Source organism: Parabacteroides sp. PM6-13 (assembly GCF_029892605.1).
Classification (GTDB): domain Bacteria; phylum Bacteroidota; class Bacteroidia; order Bacteroidales; family Tannerellaceae; genus QVMG01.
Genome location: NZ_JARXWF010000017.1, coordinates 20208 through 42868, shown reverse-complemented (window position 1 = coordinate 42868; position 22661 = coordinate 20208). Strand labels below are relative to the sequence as shown.

Sequence of the window (22661 nt, the reverse complement as noted above, 5' to 3'; positions counted from 1 at the left end):
AAATGAACAAAACTGTAAGAAATGCCGGGATGCTTTTCCTGGCTTTAACAATGGGGGCAACCGCTTCTGCCCAGAACACCAAAGGAGCGATCACACCGGATATGCTGAAAGAGATTCAGCAGTCGTATGTGGAGACACCTTCCGACAAAGCGATTCGCAATGCGATCAGCAATAACGACATCAACCGGCTGGCTATCAACAACGACAGTAAAAATAATTTCGACACCTATTTCTCGCATCGCGTGAACAGCAAAGGCATCACGAACCAGAAATCATCCGGACGCTGCTGGCTGTTTACCGGATTGAATGTGTTTCGTGCCGAGATGATCGCTAAGTACAATATGGGTGCTTTCACCTTCTCAACGAACTACTCTTTCTTCTGGGATCAGTTGGAGAAATCGAACCTCTTCCTGCAAGGCGTGATCGATACGCGTACGCTTCCGATGGACGACCGCAAGGTGGAGTGGTTGTTTAAAAACGTGCTCAGCGACGGCGGGCAATTCACCGGCGTATTCGATATCCTGACCAAATATGGCGCGGTGCCCCAGGAGGTGATGGTTGAGACCAACAGCAGCGAAAGCACCAGCCGCATGTCGAACCTGATTGGTTTGAAACTGAAAGAGTTCGGGCTGCAACTGCGCGACCAGTCTGCCAAAGGAGCCAAAGAGGCTGCCCTGGAAAAAGAGAAAACCGGGATGTTGAAGACGATCTACCGTATGCTTGCTCTGAACCTGGGTGAACCACCAACGGAATTCACCTGGACACGCCGCAATGCGAAAGGGGAACCGGTGGAGACGAAGAAGTACACACCGCTCTCTTTCTTTCAGGAATACATTGGCAATGATATCGCCGATAAATATGTGATGCTGATGAACGATCCGACGCGGGAGTTCTACAAGCTGTATGAAATAGATTACGACCGTCACCGCTACGATGGCAAGAACTGGACCTATGTGAACCTGCCGATCGAAGATATCAAACAGATGGCGATCGCGTCGATCAAAGACAGCACCATGATGTACTTCTCTTGCGATGTGGGTAAGTTCTTCGACCGCGACCGGGGCTTGTTGGATGTGAACTATTTCGACTATGGCTCTTTGATGGGAACCACCTTCGGTATGGATAAGAAACAACGCATCCAAACCTTTGCCAGCGGCTCGTCGCACGCGATGACCCTGATGGCTGTCGATCTGGATGAAAACGATGTTCCCCGCAAATGGATGGTGGAAAACAGTTGGGGACCGGGTGCCAACAACGGTCATGTGATCATGACCGACGAATGGTTCGACGAATATATGTTCCGCCTGGTGGTCGACAAGAAATACATCACTGAAAAGGTAAAAGAGGTGATGCGCCAGAAGCCGGTTCGCCTGCCTGCCTGGGATCCGATGTTTGCCGATGAAATGTAAATCCCTTTTGTGATCCGGAAGATTATCCATATTGATATGGATGCATTTTATGCCTCCATAGAACAACGGGATAACCCTTCGCTCAGGGGGAGACCTATTGCGGTAGGGCATGCGGAGGCGCGTGGTGTAGTGGCCGCCGCTAGTTATGAAGCGCGTGTTTTCGGTGTCCGTTCCGCTATGCCTTCGGTCACAGCCAAACGCAAATGCCCCGATCTGATTTTCGTTGAGCCTCATTTTGAGACCTACAAAGAGGTCTCCCAACAGATCATGGAGGTGTTTCTGACCTATACCGATCTGGTCGAACCGCTCTCCTTAGACGAGGCCTTCCTGGATGTGACCGATCATCCGCTTATCCCCTCCGCCACACTTATCGCAAAAGATATCAAACAAAAAATAAAAGAAACCACCGGACTGACAGCCTCAGCCGGTGTTTCTTTCAATAAGTTTCTGGCCAAGATCGCTTCCGACTACAATAAGCCGGATGGTTTGTTTGTTATCACCCCGGCAGAGGCGGAAAATTTTGTAGAGAAGCTCAATGTCGAACGTTTCTTCGGCGTAGGCCGTATCACGGCAGACAAGATGCATCGCTTAGGCATTCATACGGGAGCCGACCTGAAACGACATTCCGAAGCCGAACTGATCCGTCACTTCGGAAAGGCCGGCAGTTTTTATTACCTGAATGCACGAGCGATTGATGAGCGGCCGGTTACGCCCGACCGCATACGCAAATCGGTCGGAGCCGAGAACACATTTGAAACAGATCTGGGCAAATCAACTCGCCTGACGATCGAATTGTATCATATTGCCCGTCGTGTGTGGGAACGTATCGAAGCCAAAGAGTTCTTTGGTCGTACTATTACCTTGAAAATCAAATTTGCGGATTTCGAGATTATCACCCGCAGCCGTACCTTTCCACAGCGCATCAACAACTTTCGCTTCTTTCTGGATAGCGCCAAAGAAATCCTGAACCAGACCGATGTAGGCGAGAAGAAGATCCGCCTGATGGGTCTTTCCGTTAGCAATATAGAAGACCCCGAGAAAGAGGATCCGCTGCAGTTAGAAATAAACTTCGAAGAGTAGGTTTTTAAATTCTCACCCGCATGAGAATTTTTTCTCACGCGGGTGAGAATTTAAAATTTATATTGTAAGCGAAGCGTAAACACATCGTCGGCTACCTGTTCGCGCCAACCTGTCAACTGCGAAGAGGTTTCGTTGCGGTTGAATTCATGATAGGCCTGCAGGCGCAAAGCGGAGGTGATATCCCAAATCCCGCCGAGGCCCCATGTTGTTTGCTTTAGGTCGGCTACCCCGGTATAATGTTGTCCGATGGCGTCTCCCGATATTCGAGTATTCGGGTCATAAGCATCGTATTTCAGGACGAAAGAGAAAGGTGAGAGCCCGATCTTTTGCACGAACATCAGGTACCATCCGCTGAACGGACGGATATAGGTGTCGGTTTGAGGTAGAGAAGAGGCATTAGGACTCTTTGAACTAACCTCGGTTCCCGGCTGTTTCCCCCAGAGATATTCTGCTCGTAGGGAGCTGGTTCCCAAGGTGGTCAATAGGGCCAGTTGCGCATCTAGCCCGAAATATTCGCGGCGGGCATATTTTCCTTTGTTGGATGGGTCGGTAGACAATATGAATGCATCCTCTTCCATGGTGTAAACATGCTCCGTTCCCTGATAAACGGAGCCTTCATAGAGTGATACTCCCAAACCGACCGAGAGGTTCATCGTGATGTATTGATAGGCCGACAGGTGGGCAATGAAGTCTTTCCGGCTGTCGGTATCCAGTTTGACACCGTTGCCGGCAAACAATCCGGCGTCGAGCTTCAGAAACGCGAGAGGGGATGTTTTCTCCGGTTGCAATGAAAGCATAACCCCCAGATCGCGTGCGTCGGGGAACAGGCGTTGAAACACCGTGGCGCGTTCGGGTGATTCCCGACGCGACGATGAATAGCCGATTTCATAACCGAATGGTTGGTCGAACACTCCGACGCGTAATTGATTGCTCTGCCACCAGGGGTCTTTTAGGTTTAGGTATAGATCCTTAAACGAAAAGCCCTTCTCTGTTACGTCGATATGGAAAACACCGGAGACAATGCCTTCCGTATAGGTCAGTTTTACGCGTCCACGACGGATACCAATCCGGTTGAACGATTCCTCCTTGTTCTCGTTGGCCGAACCGACCTTCAGCGAAGCAGCCTCTTCGCCCCATTGGAACTGCCCCTGGATATACCCTGAGACCGATAGTTTTTTCTTTCGGGCTACCTCTTTTTCCAAAGAGGCTACTCGTTGCTCCAAGGCGGTGATCTCTTTATTCGATTGCTCCTGTGCCTGCAATCCGCCAAGGAAGCAAAAAAACAGGAGGGTTGTCAGAATCTGTTTCATATCATAATCATTTGTTAGTAGTTATCTGCCTGGTTCTGTTTCGGGAAATTCCTCCTCCTCTTCGTTGTCGAGTGTGTTTATGTCCGGAAGGATAAGGCGAGCTTCCTGTGCGCTTAAGGTATCGACATCGCGTAGCTTTTTTCGGATTGCCCGGGTGCGTACACCCAATACCTTTTCCAGGTCGCCGCTGGCGGAGGTAATCTTTTTTTGAGCGCTTTGCAGCATACCCTCAAAATTTTCAAATTCTGCCTTCACGGCACCCAGTATGCGCCATACCTCTCCCGAATGGCGTTCGATGGCCAGGGTGCGGAAGCCCATCTGCAGGCTGTTGAGGATGGCGGCCAGCGTTGTTGGGCCTGTCACAACAATCTTATATTTGCGTTGCAGCTCTTCCATAAGGGAAGAGCGACGGATCACTTCGGCATAGATGCCTTCAAACGGGAGAAACATGATGCCGAAGTCGGTGGTGACCGGTGGGGCCAGGTATTTCTCCGATATGTCTTTGGCCATCTTCTTGATGGTTGTCTCCAATTGTTTCCCGGCTGTTTCGATGGCTTTCGCGTCGCCCAGGTCGTAGGCGTCCTGCAGTTGCTCGTACACCTCTTTCGGAAACTTTGCGTCGATCGGAAGGTAAACGAACGATTGCCCGTCGTCGCGGCCGGGGAGCTTCACGGCAAATTCGACTACGGCGTCCGATCCTTTGCGTGTGCGCACATTGGCTTCGTATTGCTCGGGTGCGAGAAGCTGCTCGAGCAACATACTGAGCTGTATCTCTCCGATATTGCCGCGGGTCTTGACATTGCTGAGCACCCGTTTTAATCCGCCGACATCCTGCGCCAGTGTCTGCATTTCGCCGAGCCCTTTCTGTACGCTTTCGAGCTGTTCGGTGACCAGTTGGAAGGATTGGGTGATACGTTCGTTCAGGGTCTTCTGCAGTTTCTCATCCACCGTGACGCGTATCTCTTCCAGGCGTTTTTCTGTGTTCTCTATCAATTGCCGTTGGCGTTCGTCCAATGAACCGAATTTCTCCCGTTGCAGGTTGTTGAAAGAGGCGATGCCTTTCTCGAATGTTTCTTGAAATTCTTTCAATGAACGAGCCAGTTCCTCCCGGTTCTCTTTACTGGAGAGGCGGCTCTCCTCGCGGTTCAGCCTGAAATCTTCGCGGAAATTTTTTTCGATGCGGTCGAAAGAAAGTTGGATTTCCCGGAATAGCTGGTCCATCTCTTTACGGTTGGATCTGAAAGACCTGAAAATTAAAATGAAAAGAAGAATAACAATTAAGGTCAGTATCCCGATAATCAAGCCATCCATGAGTAGTCTGTTTTGCCGGTAAAGATAGGGGTTTTGTATGGCTTTGATCGTATTAAAATTAGTTAAATCTTATGCTTTGTTATAAGGGTTTTTGGATATTTTCAAAAGAATACTTATGTTTGCGTCGTCTATTTAGACTAATTGAATTTTCGTAAAATTGAAAATAAAAATTATTGTTTTTCATTGGTTAAAGTTAAGGGTTAGTGTTTAAAAGGTCGTTGGATGTGAATCCGGCGACCTTTGCTATTTTTATTCAAAAAGAACGCAAAAAAAAGATGAACAAAAAAATACTAAATCTGGCACTTCCGGCCATTGTTTCGAACATTACGGTTCCGCTTCTGGGACTGATCGATGTGGCTATCGTTGGTCATCTGGGTGCAGCCTCCTACATCGGTGCTATTGCCGTGGGAGGGATGCTGTTTAATATCGTCTACTGGTTGTTTGGTTTTCTGCGGATGGGAACGAGCGGACTGACTTCGCAGGCTTTGGGAAGGCGAGACTTGGATGAGGTGGTTCGTGTGCTTCTGCGTGCGGTTGGCGTAGGGATGTTTATTGCCCTTGCCTTGATTCTGTTGCAATACCCGATCCAAAAGGTGGCTTTTGTTTTGTTGACCACCAGTGAGGAGGTGGAGCAGATGGCTTCGCTCTATTTCCGTATCTGTGTGTGGGGCGCGCCGGCTGTCTTGGGGTTATATGGTTTTTCCGGTTGGTTTATCGGTATGCAAAACGCGCGTTTTCCAATGATCATTGCCATTACGCAGAATGTGGTGAATATCCTGGTGAGCCTTTGGCTTGTTTTTCATCTGGGGATGAAGATCGAAGGGGTAGCTTTGGGTACGTTGATTGCCCAATACAGCGGTTTTTTCATGGCAATCAGCTTATGGTTTCGTTCTTATAAACGATTGCGTTCGCGTGTACAGTGGCGCGAAATCTGGCGAAAAGCCGCGATGAAACAATTCTTCAAACTCAACAGTGATATCTTTTTCCGTACGCTTTGTCTGGTTGCTGTAACGACTTTCTTCACCTCGACGGGTGCTCGACAGGGAGATGTGGTATTGGCGGTGAATACGTTATTGATGCAGTTGTTCACGCTCTTCTCCTATTTTATGGATGGCTTTGCCTATGCAGGCGAGGCGCTTACGGGGCTTTATATCGGCGCGAAGAACAGGGAGGCGTTACGGAGAATGATCCGTTACCTGTTTGTCTGGGGTATCTCGTTGTCGCTCTTGTTCACCTTGTTGTATGGAGTAGGGGGCAGAAGCTTCCTTGGATTGCTCACCAATGAAAAGGAGGTGATCGATGCTTCCATGCATTATTTCTATTGGGTATTGGCGGTTCCGCTGGCCGGCTTTGCCGCTTTCCTGTGGGATGGCATACTGATCGGCGCGACAGAATCGCGGTTGATGCTCTATGCTATGCTGATTGCGTCGCTGAGTTTCTTCCTTTTATACTATTGCTTTGCACCGCAGATGGGCAATCATGCACTTTGGCTGGCCTTCCTTGTCTACCTTTCTCTCCGGGGAATCATGCAGACCCTTATGTGGAAAAAGAAAAATCCCCAAAGAGTCTGAGCTCTTTGGGGATTTTTTATGAGGACTTTAAGCTCCTTAAGATCTTTAAAGTCCTTAAAGACTTTTACATACTTGGCTTGAAATAGCCTAAGCTACCGCAATCGAAGTTGGTAATATACGAATAAGCCTTATTCACTTCTGCCTGTCCATAGGTGATATACACTTCGGCCGAGCGGCGGAATGATTCGTCTTTCTGCGTGTCTTGCAATAACAAATAGCCAAATACACAATGTGCAGCCGTTTCAACCAGACGACGCGCGTGGAAATCTAATACCTCCTGGTCTTTCAGTTCGGTCACTATCTTCACCAGTTCTTCGTATTTGTTGGTCATGTCGATCAGCTTCTGACGCATCATTTCCAGTTCAGGCTTGTATTCCAACCCTTCGTATTCGCGAAGTTGCTGTAGGTAAAGACCTGTTGTCACATAGCGAATAGCCGCTACCACCTGCAACTGGGTCGTTCCTTCGTATATATTGGTGATACGTGCATCACGGTATAAGCGTTCGCAGGCATAGTCTTTCATGAAGCCGGAACCACCATGTATCTGGATGGCATCGTAGGCATTCTGGTTGGCATATTCCGAAGTCATACCTTTTCCCATCGGAGTGAAAGCATCCGCCAGTTTGCTGTATTTCTTCAGCTCCTGACGCTCTTCCGGTTCCAGTTTGCGTTCGCGGGCAATATCTTCCAATGCTTTGTATACATCCACGAAACGGGCAGTCTCGTACAGCATAGAGCGGGAAGCATCGGCTTTCGCACGCATCAAGGCGACCATTTCATAAACAGCCGGGAATTCGATAATTGCTTTGCCGAACTGTTTGCGTTCGATCGCGTAGTTGTATCCTTCGCGGTAAGCTGCTTCGCAAAGACCTACCGACTGTGCCATGATACCCAAACGGGCACCGTTCATCAAGGCCATTACATATTTGATAAGCCCCAATTTGCGTTCGCCGCAAAGCTCTGCTTTCGCATTCTTGTAGACAAGCTCACAGGTAGGCGATCCTTTGATCCCCATCTTGTTCTCGATACGACGTACGTTCACGCCGCCATTGCGTTTGTCATAGATAAACATAGAAAGGCCACGGCCGTCGCGTGTGCCATCTTCCGAACGAGCCAGTACCAGATGTACATCGGCATCGCCGTTGGTGATAAAGCGTTTCACGCCGTTCAGGTACCAGCATTGATCCTTTTCGCTGTAAGTAGCTTTCAGCATCACCGACTGGAGGTCTGAACCGGCATCCGGTTCGGTCAGGTCCATCGACATCGTTTCGCCACCGCAGATACGGGGGATATAACGTTCGCGCTGGTCGTCGTTACCGAATTCATACAGCGTTTCGGCACAATCCTGCAAACCCCAGAGGTTTTCGAACCCGGCATCCGCTCGGGAAACCATATCGGCTGCCATGATGTAAGGAACGATCGGGAAGTTCAAACCGCCATAACGGCGAGGCATAGCCATACCCATCAGGCCGGCTTTGCGTACGGCATCCAGGTTGCGCTGTGTGCCGGAGGCATAGGTTACGCGCCCATCGCTTACCGTAGGCCCTTCGTGGTCAACACCTTCTGCGTTAGGAGCAACAATCTCGTCGCAGATCTCTCCGACAATCTCCAATACCTTTTCGTAGCTGTCCATCGCATCCTCGAAATCGAAAGGAGCATAGTCAAACTTATCTTTATCCGTATAGTTGCGTTCTTTCAACTCTACAATCCGCTTCATCAACGGGTGATGAAGGTGATGCTTATATCCTGGAGTATCTTGAAAATAATTTGCCATTTTTATTTTGTATTTTTCTTGTAATACTTAATCATCTTAGGAAGTACTTCTTCTACCGTACCGGTGATTACATAATCGGCAATGGTGTTGATCGGAGCGTTCGGGTCATTGTTTACTGAGATAATGATCGAGCTTTCCTGCATTCCTGCAATGTGTTGAATCTGGCCTGAGATACCACAGGCGATATAGAGTTTCGGACGTACGGTTACCCCTGTCTGTCCGATCTGACGCTCATGTTCCGAGTATCCGGCATCGACAGCCGCACGCGAAGCACCTACTTCGCCACCGATAGTCGCTGCCAGGTCGTAGAGCAACTGGAAGTTTTCTTTCGAACCAACACCATATCCTCCGGCTACAATGATTGGAGAACCTTTGATGTTTGTCTTACTTTTCTCCATCTGACGATCGATCACTGCCACGACAAAGTCCGTATCGCTTACATAGTTAGATACTTCGTGTTTCTTTACTTCACCTTTGTAGTCCGCGCTAACGATTTCTTTCTTCATCACTCCTTCGCGCACGGTTGCCATTTGCGGGCGGCATTCCGGGTTGATAATCGTTGCTACGATATTCCCGCCGAAAGCAGGACGTATCTGATATAAGAGGTCTTTATACACTTTGTTCTCTTTCTTCTCTTCGTGATCGCCGATCTCAAGTGAGGTACAGTCGGCTGTCAATCCGCTACCCAGGGCAGAAGAGACGCGTGGGCCGAGGTCGCGACCGATGCTGGTTGCGCCCATCAGGGCTATTTGCGGCTTTTCTTCTTTGAAAAGATTAACCAATACGGAGGTATGCGGCAGAGAAGTATAGGGTGCCAGGCGCGCATCATCAAACAGATGTAACGTATCCACACCGTAAGGGAATACCTGTGAGGCTATTCCATCCAATTGATGGCCTACGGCTACCGCTTCCAGCTGGCAGCCTAGTGTCGTTGCTAAACCACGTCCTTTGGTCAATAATTCCAAACTCACATCGGCAACGATGCCGTCTTCTATTTCACAATAAACAAATAAATTATTCATATTATTATCCAATTGTGTGGTTCAATATTAATTCTCTCATCAATCCGTCGATAGCCTCGTCGGTAGGTTCAAGCGTCATGTTTTCTTTTGCCTGGAAAACAACACTCTCGATTTTCTTCACCTTCGTCGGAGATCCGGACAGACCACAAAGCGCAACATCCGCATTCACATCGGCCACACCCCATTCTGTGAGATTCAGGTAGGGACGGCTGTCGTACAGGTTCAGGTAGTCGGAATCGGCTTCCTGTTTCTCAGTTACTGTTTTCGCATGCTTATATTGCTGTACGAATTTGGCATTACGCGGGCGGCAATCAGGAGCCGAAGCGTTTACGGTCACTACCAGCGGCAGTTTACCTTCCACAATCTCCACGCCACGTTCCAAACGACGCTTGATGGTGATCTTACCATTTTCTGCCTTCTGTATTTCTTCTGCGTATGTTATCTGTGTCAATCCCAGCTTTTCTGCCACTTGAGGGCCTACCTGGGCGGTGTCGCCGTCGATAGCCTGGCGGCCACAGATGATTAGGTCGTATTCCCCAATCTTACGGATGGCTGTAGAGATCGCATAAGAGGTAGCCAGGGTGTCAGCACCGGCAAAAGCACGGTCTGTCAACAAATAGCCGCCGTCTGCTCCGCGGTACAGACCTTCTCGTATGATTTCTGCTGCACGTCCTGGTCCCATGGTCAGCAAAGTGATCGTTGTTCCAGGATAAGCATCTTTCAAGCGTAAAGCCTGCTCCAATGCATTCAGGTCTTCCGGGTTGAAGATAGCAGGCAAAGCAGCACGGTTTACCGTACCGTCGGCTTTCATCGCATCCTTCCCCACATTGCGTGTATCCGGAACCTGTTTCGCAAGTACAATAATTTTTAAACTCATATTATGTTTATTTTAAAGTAGTTGTCATCACGTGTTTTTCACCTATTGGTTATGATGATTCATTTTATATTTAGTTCGGATGCAAAAGTAATCAAACATTCCAAGAATCAAAATAGGATTTAATCCGAATCTGCACACTTTTAGGTTTTTTGAGCAGGTAATCGGCGTTTGAGGCTATTGTTGAATCATTCTGTGTAAACTTTTTTAGTCAACCTATACGGGTATTCCTTTTCATATTAGAAGAAACCTATTATTTTTGTATGGTTCATTTAAATCTATATATTATGAAAAACATGTGTGTACTCTTATTTTTTTCTATTATAGCAGTATGTTCAAGCTGTAATGGTAATCAGACTCAAAAACAGCAGGAAAGACCTTTTGTGGCTTTGACAAGTGATATTTCTTACCGCGAGGGTGGTAGTAAATCATGGGTACTCGACCTGGCTGAACCCATGAACTTTGATGACGAAGGATTGCGACCGGCGATTGTTCTTGTTCATGGTGGCGGATGGAGAGCTGGTTCCAAGCAGGATATAGTGTTTAGGAATCTATTGATTGACTATGCCTTGCAAGGATATGTAACCCTGTCCGTAGGATACCGTTTTGACCAGGAAGCTGCTTTCCCGGCATGTATCGAGGATGTGAAGTGTGCGGTACGCTGGCTGAAGGCTCACGCGAAAGAGCTTCGGGTGGATCCGGAACGTATTGGCACCTATGGCCACTCGGCCGGCGGTCATTTGGCGATGATGTTAGGGGTATCTTCCGATAATGCAGACTTGGAGGGCGATGGTCCTTGGAAAGAATATTCGAGCAAAGTGGCTTGTGCCGTAGGAGGCGCTCCTCCTACTGAGATAGGTAACCCGAATAATCCCTGGTCAGAACACCCCGAATGGTGGCCTATCGGTTATATATCGGCAAAGGTTTCTCCTTTATTGCTTTGCCAGGGTATAGAAGATCCTATTGTTAAGGTGGAGTTGACGGATGATTATGTCGATAAAATGCGTGCTACAGGTGCCGATCTTGAATATGTTAGGATCAAAGGTGGGCATGATGTGGCTTATAATTTAGGGTTGGCAGTAACCAAGCCCGCCATGGATGCCTTCTTCGAGAAACATCTGAAAAAGTGATTACGGGAGAGGGAGTGGATTAGCCAATAAATTTTTCCCGTTTTTGTAGGTTGAGCAGTCCGATCATCATCCAGATGATGCTGCCGACCAATAGGAAGATGCGGCTTTTGATAATGATACCTTCCCAGATAACGGGCAAGAAGTTGTTTGGCACAGTAAACGGATTGAGCAGTATATTCCAGAAGGTACGTTGGATGAGATTTATATCTGAACTGAAAAGAATTAGAATACTGATCACGATCATCACGACAGCCGTTCCGTTGCCGCTGCGCGTGATTGTAGAGAACATAAAGGCCAGGTTGCCATAAAATAGGAGAGGGCACATCAGTTGTATGGCCATTTCAAAAGGATTGATCGGATAGATCAGGATGACGGCCAGATACCCGAAGAGTACCAGGATAAAAAAGATGGCAATATAGATCATCACCAGGCGTATGCCCCATACCTTGTATTTATAGTCCGGAATCCCGAAGAGAAGCTCCAGGATGCGGGAGTCTTCATCGTTCTGGATGCCGAATACGGCCGGGTAGAATATCAATAGAACGGCCGGGAAAGTCAATAGCTCATACAAGACACCCTCATTCACTTCCGATCGGTTCCAGGCTAATTGGAACATGAAAAGACAAAAGAATCCGAGCGCGGCCAGGAAGAACCAAATGAATTTCCCGGCAAAAATCACCTTCAGATTGTATTTGGCTACCTTCGGTGCAAGCGATATGAATTGTTTCAGAGTCATAAATTTTTAATTTAGAATGAGGAATGATGAATGAAGAATTACTGTCTGAGTTCTCCATTCTTCATTCTTCATTTTTCATTCTTCATTTTTAATAGGCACAAATAGGCATCCTCCAGGTTCGGTTCTGCCAGTACGGCATTCTCGAACGGTTGTTTTTCGGAGAGATAGCGTACCTGGATGATATCATCGTCCTGCATATGATGGATGACTAACGAGGGATCTAACTTCGTTTCAAAATCCTCTTTGGCAATAGGGAATTTCCAGATTTTGCCTTCTGCCATACCTACCATGTCGGTCGGATCGCCAAAGTATTTCAGATCCCCTTTGTTGATGACAACCACCTGGTTACAGGAGCTCGATATATCTTCGATGATATGCGTCGAGAAGATCACGATACGCTCCTTGCTCAATTCCACCAAAAGGTTACGGAAACGAATACGTTCGCGCGGGTCGAGTCCGGCAGTTGGTTCGTCCACAATCAGAATACGTGGCAGGTGCAGGAGGATCAGGGCAATCCCGATACGCTGTTTCATCCCGCCGGAGAAGGAACCGATCTTGTCGTCTTTGCGGTCGTACATATGCACGGCTTTCAAGACATACTCGATGCGTTCGTTGCGCACTGTGTCGTCGGTAAGTCCTTTGAGGATCGCCTGGTAGTCGAGGAACTCCCAGGACGACATATTCTCGTAGGTGCCGAATTCCTGTGGGAGGAAACCGATCAGACTCTGCAATTCCTCGCGATAGATACGTGTGTCGAGCCCGTTGATCCAGATGCTACCGTAACTCTGTTCCAGGATACCGCATACGATACGCATCAGGGTGGATTTGCCGGCGCCATTCGGTCCCAACAGTCCAAACATACCGGTCTTGATCGTAAAGGAGACACCCCGCAATGCCTTGAAAGGTTTGCGTTGTTTGCCAATCAGCGGAATACTCTTTACCAGGCGGAACCAGGAACGTTTTATACCGGCAAAGCGGCCTTTCACTCGTTCGATATTGACGTTGTTATCGTATAGATAGTGTGACGTTACGTAGATCGCAATGCCAATAGCCCAAAGGACTCCGATGACAGACACCAGGTTCGGGCTGTCCATCTTTTGAAACATACCGAACAGGATGAGCGGAGGAATACTCCAGAAGACGACTCGGTTGACCATCTTCACCAGGCGGCTGTTAGGGAAGCGGTAGAACAGGTATTGACGGATCTTGCGCCATAGGTTCATGGCGGCAAAATAGATAGCAAACGACAAGAGGAACAGCCACAGGCGGCTCTCGATAAAGAAATAGGTGAAATAGATACCGAATCCGAATAGCGCAAACTGCCACAGGGCAGGGATGAAGTCTTTCAGGGAATGGTATTCATTGCTCAATCCTAAGCGTTTGCGTATTGCCAGCCCACTGTTCCATTGACGGGAGAAGCGTCCCGGCCAGTCGTAGATCTTCACCAGGTTACGGATGGTGATTTCAATCTCCGCATCGGGATCGATCACCTTGGCTTGTGCCCGGCGCAAGCTGTTCTGGGCAAAATAGGTCATACCCGGAATAGCGATAATAAGGGCTACCAGGTAAATGATCTGCCACAACACCCCTTCGGCATAGAAAAAGATACAGAAGGTGCCGCCCACGAAGAGGATCAGGTGGGTGATCCATAGCTTTTTTGACAGGGTGCGATACCATTGCAGGGTATTCTCCATGCCCATATAGGCGGTAGGTACCAATACCAATGTAAGCAGCGCCGAGAAGGCTAATCCGCCGATCACTGTAATGGCAAAAGGTGCCCCTATCGCTCCGGCATATTCCGAATCACCCATGGCAAGGGGTATCATGGCCACAATCGTCGTGATGGAGGTGATCAGAATCGGGCGGATACGCGACAGTCCGGCTGTCATCAGGGCGCGGCTGCGACGGAATCCGCGTTTGCGCAGGATATTGGTGTAGTCGATGAGGATAATACTATTGTTCACTACCACCCCTAATAGGATGAGGAATCCGGTCAGGGTATTGGCATTCAACAGGCTGTTGTTGGTTAATAACAAGGCCAATAACGAACCGATGGCAGCCAGTGGAATGGCAAACAGCAGTACGAAAGGGGTACTCAGCGACTCGAATACCGAAGCCAGAATCATAAAGATCAGGATAAAGGCGGCAAAGAGCAGGAATTTGAAATCGGCAAATTCGTCTTCTTCGTGGAATACCTCTACAGCTACACCCGAAGGAAGGTTATAATCGGCTATCAGTTGATCGATATCTGCCCGGTAGCCTTCCAATAGTGATTTGGAGGATTCTACATCGCGGGAAAAGCTATAGAACACCTCGATCTGTTTGTCTTGGTTGACACGCTTGATCTGCGTACGTCCCCGTCCATATTCGATGGTGGAGATATCTTCTAACCGATGCAGGCCGCCCGAGCTGCTTTGCACTTGAATAACGCGCAGGTCATCGACGGTTTTATCGCGGCGTTTTTCTTCCTGCTCTTCCTCTTCGAGCGGGATCATATTGCGGATAATAATGTCGTAACTCTCATCGCCCACCTTGAATGTGCTTCCGGAAGAGAAGTCGGAGTTGAGCGACATCAGTCCGGAAGAGATATTGGCCCGAGAAATATCGTAGGAGGTAAGCAGGATTGGGTCGAGGTTTAGCAGCACTTCCGGCTGACGACGACTGTAAGAGACGCGGGAGTTACGGATAAAGTCCTGTTCGTTGACATAGTAGCGAATATCTTCGGCTACCAACTGCATCATCTCGAAGTCGGCTCCTTTGATGACGATACGCTCCTGGTTGTCGCCAATGCCTAAAAGACGCATGAAACCACCCATGCCACCCATGGCGGAACCTCCTCCGCCACCACCTCCGCTGTTTCCTCCTGTCGCGTCGGAAACAGATATCTCTGCCCCGTTGATGTTAGTGAGCAGGCGTTGCACATCTGCTTTGATGTCGGCAATCTTTCGTTTACCGATCTTCTGGTAGTCTTCTTTCAAGATAAGGGTAAGCACGGCCTCTTTCTCTTGGATGCGGCATACCAATTCCTCTTTCTCAGGCAGATCGCTCAGGCGGTCTTCCATGACCCGTACAGCCTGGTCGGTGCTCTCCAGGGTGCTTCCTGTTTGCATGGTGACATAGACACTGAAACGGTCGGAGTCGACATCGCGCATTTGCTGGATGTTGAGCGTGATCGAAAGGATCAGGGTGACAAAAAGTACGACGATGGCACCCAATATGGTTACGCCCGGATTGCGCATGCATGTTTTAAGGAAGACAAGATAGATCTGAACCGCTCGTTGGGTGATCGATACCTTTTCATAGAAAACACTTTTCCCCTTCTTTCGCTTGAGGATGACGTAGGTAGCCATCGGAATAAAGAGCAGGGCAACAAAAAGGGATATGGTCAGGGTCGATATGATCGAGACCCCAATGTTGTGGCCGATCATTTTGATCAGGAAATTGTCGGAGAAGACAAAAGGCAGGAAGACCGTGACCGTAGTCAGCGTGGCAGCCAGGATCGATCGCCATACCTCTTTGGTTCCTTGTGTGACGGCACGGTCGGGCGGCACACCGGCTCCTGAGAGTCGGTATATATTCTCCAGGACGACGACGCTGTTGTCGAGCAACATGCCCACAGCCAAGGCCATACCTACCAGCGTCAAACTGTTGATACTGATGCCAAAAGCATAGAAAAAGTTAAATGCCGTATAGACGGAAATAGGAATGGATAGGGCAATAAAGAAAACCAGACGCAGGTTTTTCAAGAAGAGCCAGAGAATGAGTACGGCAAGCAGTCCGCCCACCAGCGCCAGTTCAATGATCTGGTCGATATTGTTCTCCATGGTCTCCGCCGTATTCTCTTGTACGACCACCTCGACATCCCATGAGATCAGATCCTCATTCAGTTGTTCGATCACCTCAAGCGTCCGGTGGGATAATTGGATGAGATTCGTTTGTGAGTCGTTGGTCAGCGACACCGATACCGCCTCTTTCCCGTCAACACGGCTGTAGGTCGTTTCCTCTTTGAGGTCAAAGAAGATGGTGGCGATGTCTTTCAATAGGATAGGGCCGGGAGCTACCACAATATTCTCGAGCTCCGACACGTGGGTGTAGAGCGAGTTTACATGCACAAAGAATTTGCCATAAGGCTCGTTTACGTAACCCACAAACTCTTTCTCGCGTGTATTCTGTGATAATAGGTTGCTGATTTGCGAAGGCGTCAGGTTGAGCGCCTTGCAGGCATCAGGATCCAACTGTATCTCGATGGCTCGTTCGCGCCCTCCATACACATTCACAGCCGCTACTCCATCGATGTTTTCCAGGCGAGGAAGCACCTCGTTGTCGACTACATTACGTACCCGGTCGGTTCCTCCCGAGCCACGCACTTGCAACACCATGAAGTTGTTGGCCAACTGTTGCATGTCGACCTTCTGCACCGACACGTTGATGCCATCGGGGAAACCGGCAGCTACCTCGTTGATCTTTTCTTCCAGGCGAAGGGAGGTCATCTTGAAGTTGATATTCTTCTTGAAGTCAACCTGGATATAAGACTGACGGCTATCGACCGTTGATTCGATTTTCTCTACGCCACCGATAGAGCTGATAGCCCCCTCTAATGGGATGATTATTTCCGATTCGACATACGAAGGGTCATTGTCTTGTTGAGAAGAAACTTGCACGAACAGCATCGGCAGTTCGGCATTAGGCAACAACTCAACAGGTAATTGCTTATACGACACATACCCCAAGAGGGTAAGCGCGATAAACAACATACAAATAGTTATCCTTCTATGTAGTACAAAATTCATGCTTAGTCTTTCTTTAATAGGCTTCTTTTCATCTTCTCCAACAGATAATATACGCACGGTATGACCATTAAGCTCATGAGGGTGGATGTGATCAGACCGCCTACCACGGCGATAGCCATCGGCGTACGCAGTGAGCTGCCCTCACCAAAGCTGAAGGTCATCGGCAGCAAAGCCAGAATCGTGGTCAGACTGGTCATGATGATAGGACGTATACGTTGTTGCCCGGCTTCCACGATGGCTTCTGTCAGCTCCATGCCCTGCAGTTTCAATTGGTTGATTCGGTCGACAAGGATAATGGAGTTGTTTACGGCTATACCCACCAACATCACAATACCGATAAAGCCCATCATATTGATTGTTGTTCCGGTCAGGAAGAACAATAGGATAGCACCTACCACTGCCAGGGGAATAGTCAACAGAATGGTGAACGGATGGAGCAAGGACTCAAACTGAGAGGCCAATACCATATACACCAGGATAACCGACAGGATAAGAGCAAACAGCAGGCTTCGCATAGATTCCTGGCGTTTCTCTTCCTCACCGGTGACGGTGACGGTGTAGTTCAGTGGCAGTTCAATATCGCTTAAGTTGCTTCTGATGTTTTGCGCCATCTTATCCAGGGAATAGGCACTTTCCATATTCGCTGTTACTTTGCTGATGCGATGCTGGTTGCGACGGAATATCTCTTTGGGAGCCTGTGTCTGTTCCAACGTGGCAATCTCCTGCAAACGGAACTCTCTGTCACCGTTTTTTACAAGCAGGTTGCTTAACTCACGCAGGCCTATATCCGGCAGTTTGATGACGATATCGCGCATCTCACCGCGGTATTCCATTTGTCCTGCTTCCCGCCCACTGAGTTGTTGACGTATTTGTTCGATCACGGTTGATACACTCAGGTTGTAGATCCCCGCAATCGTACGATCGATAGAGATCGTGATCTCCGGAGCACCGTCTTCGATCGACGACATAACGTTGTAAAGCCCGTCTACCTGAAGCATACGTTCTTTTACCTCTTCGGTGATGTCGGCTATTTCTTCCAATTCCTCTCCCTTCACCTCCACGACGATAGGGGCACTTTCGCCGCCTAATAAGCTGCTGAGTGAGTTCTCGTCCTGTCCGATCGTCAGCTCCAATCCGTCGGGATTCTCTGCTGTTTGTATAAACTGGGCAATGATTGTTTCGGTTGAGAATTTGCATTCAGGCGACAAAATAACCTTTATCATGGCCGTATTCTCACCTTCAAACACGGCATTCTCTGAGCCGCTTCCCGTTCCGATATGGCTATAAAGTGCTAACCCCGGGTCTTCTGTAATGGTTTGCAACAGCTCTTCCAGGTTTGCCACAGCGGCTGAGGTACGCTCCAGTTGGGTGCCTTCCGCCATTTTTATGTTGATGGTAAAGGCTTTGCTCTCTGCGCGTGGCATAAATTCCGTGCCGATAAAAGGCAGAAGCAGTCCGGTGCCCACAATGATCAAAGCGGCGATGCCTACCACCAGCCAGCGATGTCCCAATAAGTTGCGTAGGAGAGGAGAGTACCACTTCATACCAATGGCTTTCACCTCTTGTACACTTTCTTTTTTGCGTTTGGCTGTCCAGTAGTAAAGCATAGGGATCACCAGGACGGCGACCAGTAGCGATGACAATAGTGAGAAAGAAACGGTCCAAGCCTGATCCTTGAATAGCTCACCTGTTGCTCCTTGCAGATAGACAATAGGCAGGAACACAACGATGGTGGTCAATGTAGAGGCAAAAACAGCTCCAGCCACTTCCGAGGTGCCGGTAATGGCAGCCTCTTTGCTGTCGACACCTTTTTCCTGGTTTCGGAATATACTTTCGATGACGACAATGGCATTATCAATCAACATCCCTGCCCCCAAGGCCAATCCTCCCAATGTCATGATGTTGAGCGTAAGCCCGTTGAAGAACATCAGATTGAAGGTGGCAACAATAGAAATAGGTATGGCGATACTCACAATCAGTGTTGTGCCCACGCGACGCAGGAACACAAAAAGCACAATAACCGCCAATATAACACCAAGGATCGCACTCTCTTTTACCTCGTCGATCGCCTGTTTGATGAACGTTCCCTGATTGGTGATCACACGGAACTGATAACCCGGCAACGCATGTTCGATAACAGCCAGCTGTTTGGTTACCTGATCTACCACGCGCACCGTATTGAAACGCATCTCTTTGTAGATAGAGAGTCCGATGCTGCGTTCGCCATTGATGCGAACGATGTTTTCCGGACGAGCATTCTGAAAGCGGACACTGGCCACTTCCCGCAGGTAGATCGGGGCATTTCCCACACTGTTGGTGGTAGTTGCAGTAGCGTTTTGTTGTGCCGTGGTCGGACGATATCCTACGATGAGGTTCTCGAAGTCTGCTTCGGAGGTAAACATACTGGCACTTTTTACCAAGTATTGTAATCCCAATTCGCTTACTCGTCCTCCTGAAACACTTTGATTATTGGTCTCTATGCGTGAGGCAATATCATCAATCGTCAGGTTAAAGGCTGCCAGACGGTAGGGATCCGTTTCGATGGTAAGCGTATTAATCTCTTCACCCGACAAAGATACTTCGGCCACTCCTTCCAGGCGGATAAGCTCGTTACGGATATAGCTTTCGGCCACTTTCCGCAGCTCTGCCATGTCGGTAATGCTCTGGTGTGACATGCCTATCAGAATCACCGGTGACTGGTTCGGGTCGTGTTGCGTGATCTTCAACTCTTCGATATCTCTGTTTTGCGCAAACGGGTTCATGGCCTTTTGCAGATCCAGGAAGGCTTCGTCCATATCTTTCGACCAGGAATATTCCACGGTAATGCGTGCCGAGCCGGCTTTGATCACCGACGATACCTCCGTCACATCGCTCTGCCGGATAGCCATCGATTCTATGTTGCGCACAAATTGCTTTTCGATCTCTTCCGGAGGTCTTTCGCCCGCTTTTATCTCGATAAAGAGACGCGGGTTGTTCAGGTCGGGTAGCAGGTCAACACTCAGCTGGTCGTAAGATATCTTACCGAGCAGCAAGACCGCCAAGACGACCATGGTGATCGTCACCGGATTGTTGACTGCGAATTTGACAATGTTTCTCATATCAGATAGTTGTTCGGTAAGGCATTGCCCTTATCGTTGTACTTTCACTTTGCTGTTTTCTCTCAATGTCTCGTAGCCACGGATGACCAGATTGTCGTTTTCGTTCAATCCTTCAAGTACCTCTACGTTGTTTTCGTCTTCCAGCCCGGTGGTTATATTCCGCAGAATGGCGGTGTTTCTTTCCACGATATAGACATATTTACGACGACGGTTGCTCTGTATCACCTCTTTTGGTATGATGATCGAGCTCTCTGCCTTGTCAACCACGATATCCGCCTTCACGAACATACCCGGACGCAACAAGAGGTCTTTGTTCTCTATCAACAGTTTACCTTTGAAGGTACGCGTTTCGGTGCTGATAGCCGGTGATAGTTCACTGATTACCCCTTTTAGCGTATCTTCCGGAAGGGTATAGTGGGTGATAAACACCGGCTGGTTGGGCTCAACATAGCTGATGGCGCTTTCCGGCAGGTTGATGTCCATATACATTTTGTCGTAGGACATGATGCCCACCATGGGTTGTCCCTGATCTACCTTGACATTGGGTGTATAATGTGGCAGGTTCACGATCACCCCGTCAAAAGGTGCTTTGATCTCCATCTTGGCAAGGCTCAATTTGGCGTTCTCTACGTCGTAGCGCGCATTGGTTACCCGCACCTCCGTATTGCGCATTTCACTTAGTGTTACGCCTCCTTTTTCATATAAGGCTGTTTGCTTACTTTGTTCCTGTACGGCGATTTCCAGGCTTAACTCTTTTGAGTCGAGCGCGATGCCGTTCTCATATTCCTGATCGGATAATCGGATAATAGTCTGTCCTTTCGTTACACGATCTCCCAGTTTAAGAGGGCGTCCGGTGCGCGGGTTATTCATCAGCTGGTAAGCTCCGCTCATCTCCGAATTCAATTCAACCCCGTAGGTTGGCAAGGCTGTCCCGGTGGTATTGATCAACTTACTGATAGAGCCTTTTTTCAATTCCGTCACCGATACAGGGGTGGCTATATCGCTTTGTGAACTTGGCTGTTGATTACCACATCCTGTCGTCAGCATCAGAAGCGTCAGGGAAAAAGCTGCAATGGTTTGTTTGTTATATTTCATGGCTTCTATTATTTTTCGTTTGAATCATTTAGAGGAACTATCGGTGTACGCTTTTCGAAGTCATACAGTGATAATATCTTCATATTGAGCAGTTGTACTTTATAATTGATCAATGCTTGTGTGTGTGAACTCTTTTTGTTGGAAAGCTGTGTCTGGAATTGATTCATCTCCATCCCGGTGATATCCCCTTCGCGGTAGCGTGTGAGGTTGAGGTCATAGGTCAGCTGCGCGTTTTTTACATTCTGCTCGGCAATGCTGATCTGGGTACGGTAGTTTTCCAACTGACGCCAGGCCTGACGAATTTCTAACTCAATATCGATCTCTTGATCTTGCGTTTGATATTCGTGTATTTGTTGTGCGATCTTCTGCGCTTTTATACGTGCTTTCTTTTCGCCCCAGTCAAAGATTGGAACCGAAAAAGATACCGATACCCGTGGGCTCTGTGTCGGATTGTCGTATATGTTTTTGAAGGCTGGATTATCTCCTGTCAAACCAATGGACAGGCGGATGTCTCCTTTGAACTCATTGTCCGCTTTGGTGCGTATCATTTCAAAATCCAATCTTTCGGATTCCATCTCCCGCTGGCGCAATTCCAGGCGCGAGGAGAGCCCGCTTTGTATGGCCTGATCCAGGTTGATGTCAACCGGATGTATGGTGACCTCTGTTACCACAATCACATTCTCATGCAATGGAATGCCTAAGATCTTTTTCAATTGATCCCTTTCGTTTTCCAACGTGGTGATTTGGGATTCTACATTTGACTTAGCCGTGGCCAGGTTCAGTTCGGCCTGAAACAGCTCATCGCGTGCCGATAGATCCGCTTCTACCTTATTTTTTATGTGGTCAAAACTCTGCTGTGCATTTTCCATTTCATCCCGGCTTATCTCCAGGTTACTCTGAGCTGAATAGACGCTATAGAATTGGCGTGTGATGCTCAGCTCCGCTCTTAATCTCTCCAATGCGTAATTGATATGCGCGTTCTCATACGACAATTCAATCTCTTTCAACGCCATCTTACGCGTGTTGTAGGTGAAAATGGGTTGAGCTAATTGCAGATACAGGTAGTTCTGGAAAGCACGGTTGCTGGTCTCCAGCCCTTCCAGGTTAGTCGACTTACTGTCTCTCCACTCGAAGCTATTCACCAGCGAGATCACCCCGTCGGTCAGAAGAATCGGTTGATCGACCTGGAAAGTTCCTCCGGTAGAAAAGGATTCATTGGTGTACCATTGGGAAAGACGTGTTTCGAACTGACGGTTCCGTTGGTAGTTGACCGGATTGAGATTCAACGAAAAGCGTGACTTCAACGAGGCGCGTTGCGCAATCAGGTTTTGCTGGTATCGCTCCAGCTCCATGCGTGAATCTCGCAAGGATGGATTCTGTTCTTCTGCCAGATTTAAGGCATCCTCAATCGTTAGCATAAACTGGCTTTTTCCTTCCCATGCAAATCCTATCAGAAAAAGC

General features: G+C 48.5%; 14 protein-coding genes. 4 read left to right on the top strand and 10 right to left on the bottom strand.

Translation table 11 applies throughout. The features are described from left to right. The first annotated feature begins 2 nt into the window (after positions 1-2). Together M2134_RS14155 and dinB are read left to right on the top strand one after the other, a co-directional pair. Positions 3-1409, top strand: coding sequence for a C1 family peptidase (locus tag M2134_RS14155; protein ID WP_280752192.1), 1407 nt, complete (start codon positions 3-5; stop codon positions 1407-1409). Positions 1410-1418: 9 nt separating this feature from the next. Beyond that, positions 1419-2489, top strand: a complete 1071-nt coding sequence (gene dinB / locus M2134_RS14150; RefSeq protein WP_280752191.1) for a DNA polymerase IV — start codon at positions 1419-1421, stop codon at positions 2487-2489. A gap of 50 nt (positions 2490-2539) precedes the next feature. Here the strand turns inward: dinB and M2134_RS14145 are convergent, their stop codons facing one another. Together M2134_RS14145 and M2134_RS14140 are read right to left on the bottom strand one after the other, a co-directional pair. Continuing rightward, the gene (locus tag M2134_RS14145; protein WP_280752190.1) at positions 2540-3799 is read right to left on the bottom strand and encodes a porin; all 1260 of its coding nucleotides are present in this window, start codon (positions 3797-3799) and stop codon (positions 2540-2542) included. A gap of 21 nt (positions 3800-3820) precedes the next feature. Next, positions 3821-5110 (bottom strand): DNA recombination protein RmuC, encoded by a 1290-nt coding sequence (locus M2134_RS14140; protein ID WP_280752189.1) that lies wholly within the window; start codon positions 5108-5110, stop codon positions 3821-3823. A 275-nt stretch (positions 5111-5385) separates the two neighbouring features. Between M2134_RS14140 and M2134_RS14135 the strand changes: the two genes are divergently transcribed. Further along, positions 5386-6681: an MATE family efflux transporter gene (locus tag M2134_RS14135; RefSeq protein WP_280752188.1), complete on the top strand. Its 1296-nt coding sequence runs from the start codon at positions 5386-5388 to the stop codon at positions 6679-6681. Between the two features lie 64 nt (positions 6682-6745). Here the strand turns inward: M2134_RS14135 and M2134_RS14130 are convergent, their stop codons facing one another. From M2134_RS14130 to M2134_RS14120, 3 genes are read right to left on the bottom strand one after another with little or no spacing between them, the layout of a single operon-like run. Further along, positions 6746-8455, bottom strand: coding sequence for an acyl-CoA dehydrogenase family protein (locus tag M2134_RS14130; protein WP_280752187.1), 1710 nt, complete (start codon positions 8453-8455; stop codon positions 6746-6748). A gap of 2 nt (positions 8456-8457) precedes the next feature. Then, positions 8458-9477, bottom strand: coding sequence for an electron transfer flavoprotein subunit alpha/FixB family protein (locus M2134_RS14125; RefSeq protein ID WP_280752186.1), 1020 nt, complete (start codon positions 9475-9477; stop codon positions 8458-8460). Between the two features lie 4 nt (positions 9478-9481). After that, a complete protein-coding gene (locus M2134_RS14120) occupies positions 9482-10354 on the bottom strand; it encodes an electron transfer flavoprotein subunit beta/FixA family protein (RefSeq protein WP_280752185.1) in 873 nt (290 codons plus the stop codon). A 380-nt stretch (positions 10355-10734) separates the two neighbouring features. On the opposite strand from M2134_RS14120, the gene M2134_RS14115 reads away from it, so the two are divergent. Continuing rightward, on the top strand, positions 10735-11481 hold the full coding sequence (locus tag M2134_RS14115) for an alpha/beta hydrolase (RefSeq protein ID WP_280752184.1): 747 nt from the start codon (positions 10735-10737) through the stop codon (positions 11479-11481). 19 nt (positions 11482-11500) lie between these two features. Here the strand turns inward: M2134_RS14115 and M2134_RS14110 are convergent, their stop codons facing one another. The 5 genes from M2134_RS14110 to M2134_RS14090 form a co-directional block, all read right to left on the bottom strand. Further along, positions 11501-12217, bottom strand: coding sequence for a hypothetical protein (locus M2134_RS14110; protein ID WP_280752183.1), 717 nt, complete (start codon positions 12215-12217; stop codon positions 11501-11503). Positions 12218-12285: 68 nt separating this feature from the next. Continuing rightward, a complete protein-coding gene (locus M2134_RS14105; RefSeq protein WP_280752182.1) occupies positions 12286-17007 on the bottom strand; it encodes an efflux RND transporter permease subunit in 4722 nt (1573 codons plus the stop codon). A gap of 2 nt (positions 17008-17009) precedes the next feature. Further along, positions 17010-20105 (bottom strand): efflux RND transporter permease subunit, encoded by a 3096-nt coding sequence (locus M2134_RS14100; RefSeq protein ID WP_280752181.1) that lies wholly within the window; start codon positions 20103-20105, stop codon positions 17010-17012. A 30-nt stretch (positions 20106-20135) separates the two neighbouring features. Next, positions 20136-21200, bottom strand: a complete 1065-nt coding sequence (locus tag M2134_RS14095) for an efflux RND transporter periplasmic adaptor subunit (RefSeq protein ID WP_280752180.1) — start codon at positions 21198-21200, stop codon at positions 20136-20138. A gap of 8 nt (positions 21201-21208) precedes the next feature. Beyond that, positions 21209-22618 carry a TolC family protein gene (locus tag M2134_RS14090; protein ID WP_280752179.1) on the bottom strand — a complete coding sequence of 470 codons (1410 nt, stop codon included), beginning with the start codon at positions 22616-22618 and terminating at the stop codon, positions 21209-21211. Positions 22619-22661 lie beyond the last annotated feature (43 nt).

What these genes read in the sequence shown, in the direction of transcription:
- M2134_RS14105 (WP_280752182.1), bottom strand. Translation starts at nt 17,007, where the DNA reads ATGAATTTTGTACTACATAGAAGGATAACTATTTGTATGTTGTTTATC.
- M2134_RS14130 (WP_280752187.1), bottom strand. Translation starts at nt 8,455, where the DNA reads ATGGCAAATTATTTTCAAGATACTCCAGGATATAAGCATCACCTTCAT.
- M2134_RS14110 (WP_280752183.1), bottom strand. Translation starts at nt 12,217, where the DNA reads ATGACTCTGAAACAATTCATATCGCTTGCACCGAAGGTAGCCAAATAC.
- M2134_RS14140 (WP_280752189.1), bottom strand. Translation starts at nt 5,110, where the DNA reads ATGGATGGCTTGATTATCGGGATACTGACCTTAATTGTTATTCTTCTT.
- M2134_RS14145 (WP_280752190.1), bottom strand. Translation starts at nt 3,799, where the DNA reads ATGAAACAGATTCTGACAACCCTCCTGTTTTTTTGCTTCCTTGGCGGA.
- M2134_RS14135 (WP_280752188.1), top strand. Translation starts at nt 5,386, where the DNA reads ATGAACAAAAAAATACTAAATCTGGCACTTCCGGCCATTGTTTCGAAC.
- M2134_RS14155 (WP_280752192.1), top strand. Translation starts at nt 3, where the DNA reads ATGAACAAAACTGTAAGAAATGCCGGGATGCTTTTCCTGGCTTTAACA.
- M2134_RS14100 (WP_280752181.1), bottom strand. Translation starts at nt 20,105, where the DNA reads ATGAGAAACATTGTCAAATTCGCAGTCAACAATCCGGTGACGATCACC.
- M2134_RS14125 (WP_280752186.1), bottom strand. Translation starts at nt 9,477, where the DNA reads ATGAATAATTTATTTGTTTATTGTGAAATAGAAGACGGCATCGTTGCC.
- M2134_RS14090 (WP_280752179.1), bottom strand. Translation starts at nt 22,618, where the DNA reads ATGCTAACGATTGAGGATGCCTTAAATCTGGCAGAAGAACAGAATCCA.
- M2134_RS14120 (WP_280752185.1), bottom strand. Translation starts at nt 10,354, where the DNA reads ATGAGTTTAAAAATTATTGTACTTGCGAAACAGGTTCCGGATACACGC.
- M2134_RS14095 (WP_280752180.1), bottom strand. Translation starts at nt 21,200, where the DNA reads ATGAAATATAACAAACAAACCATTGCAGCTTTTTCCCTGACGCTTCTG.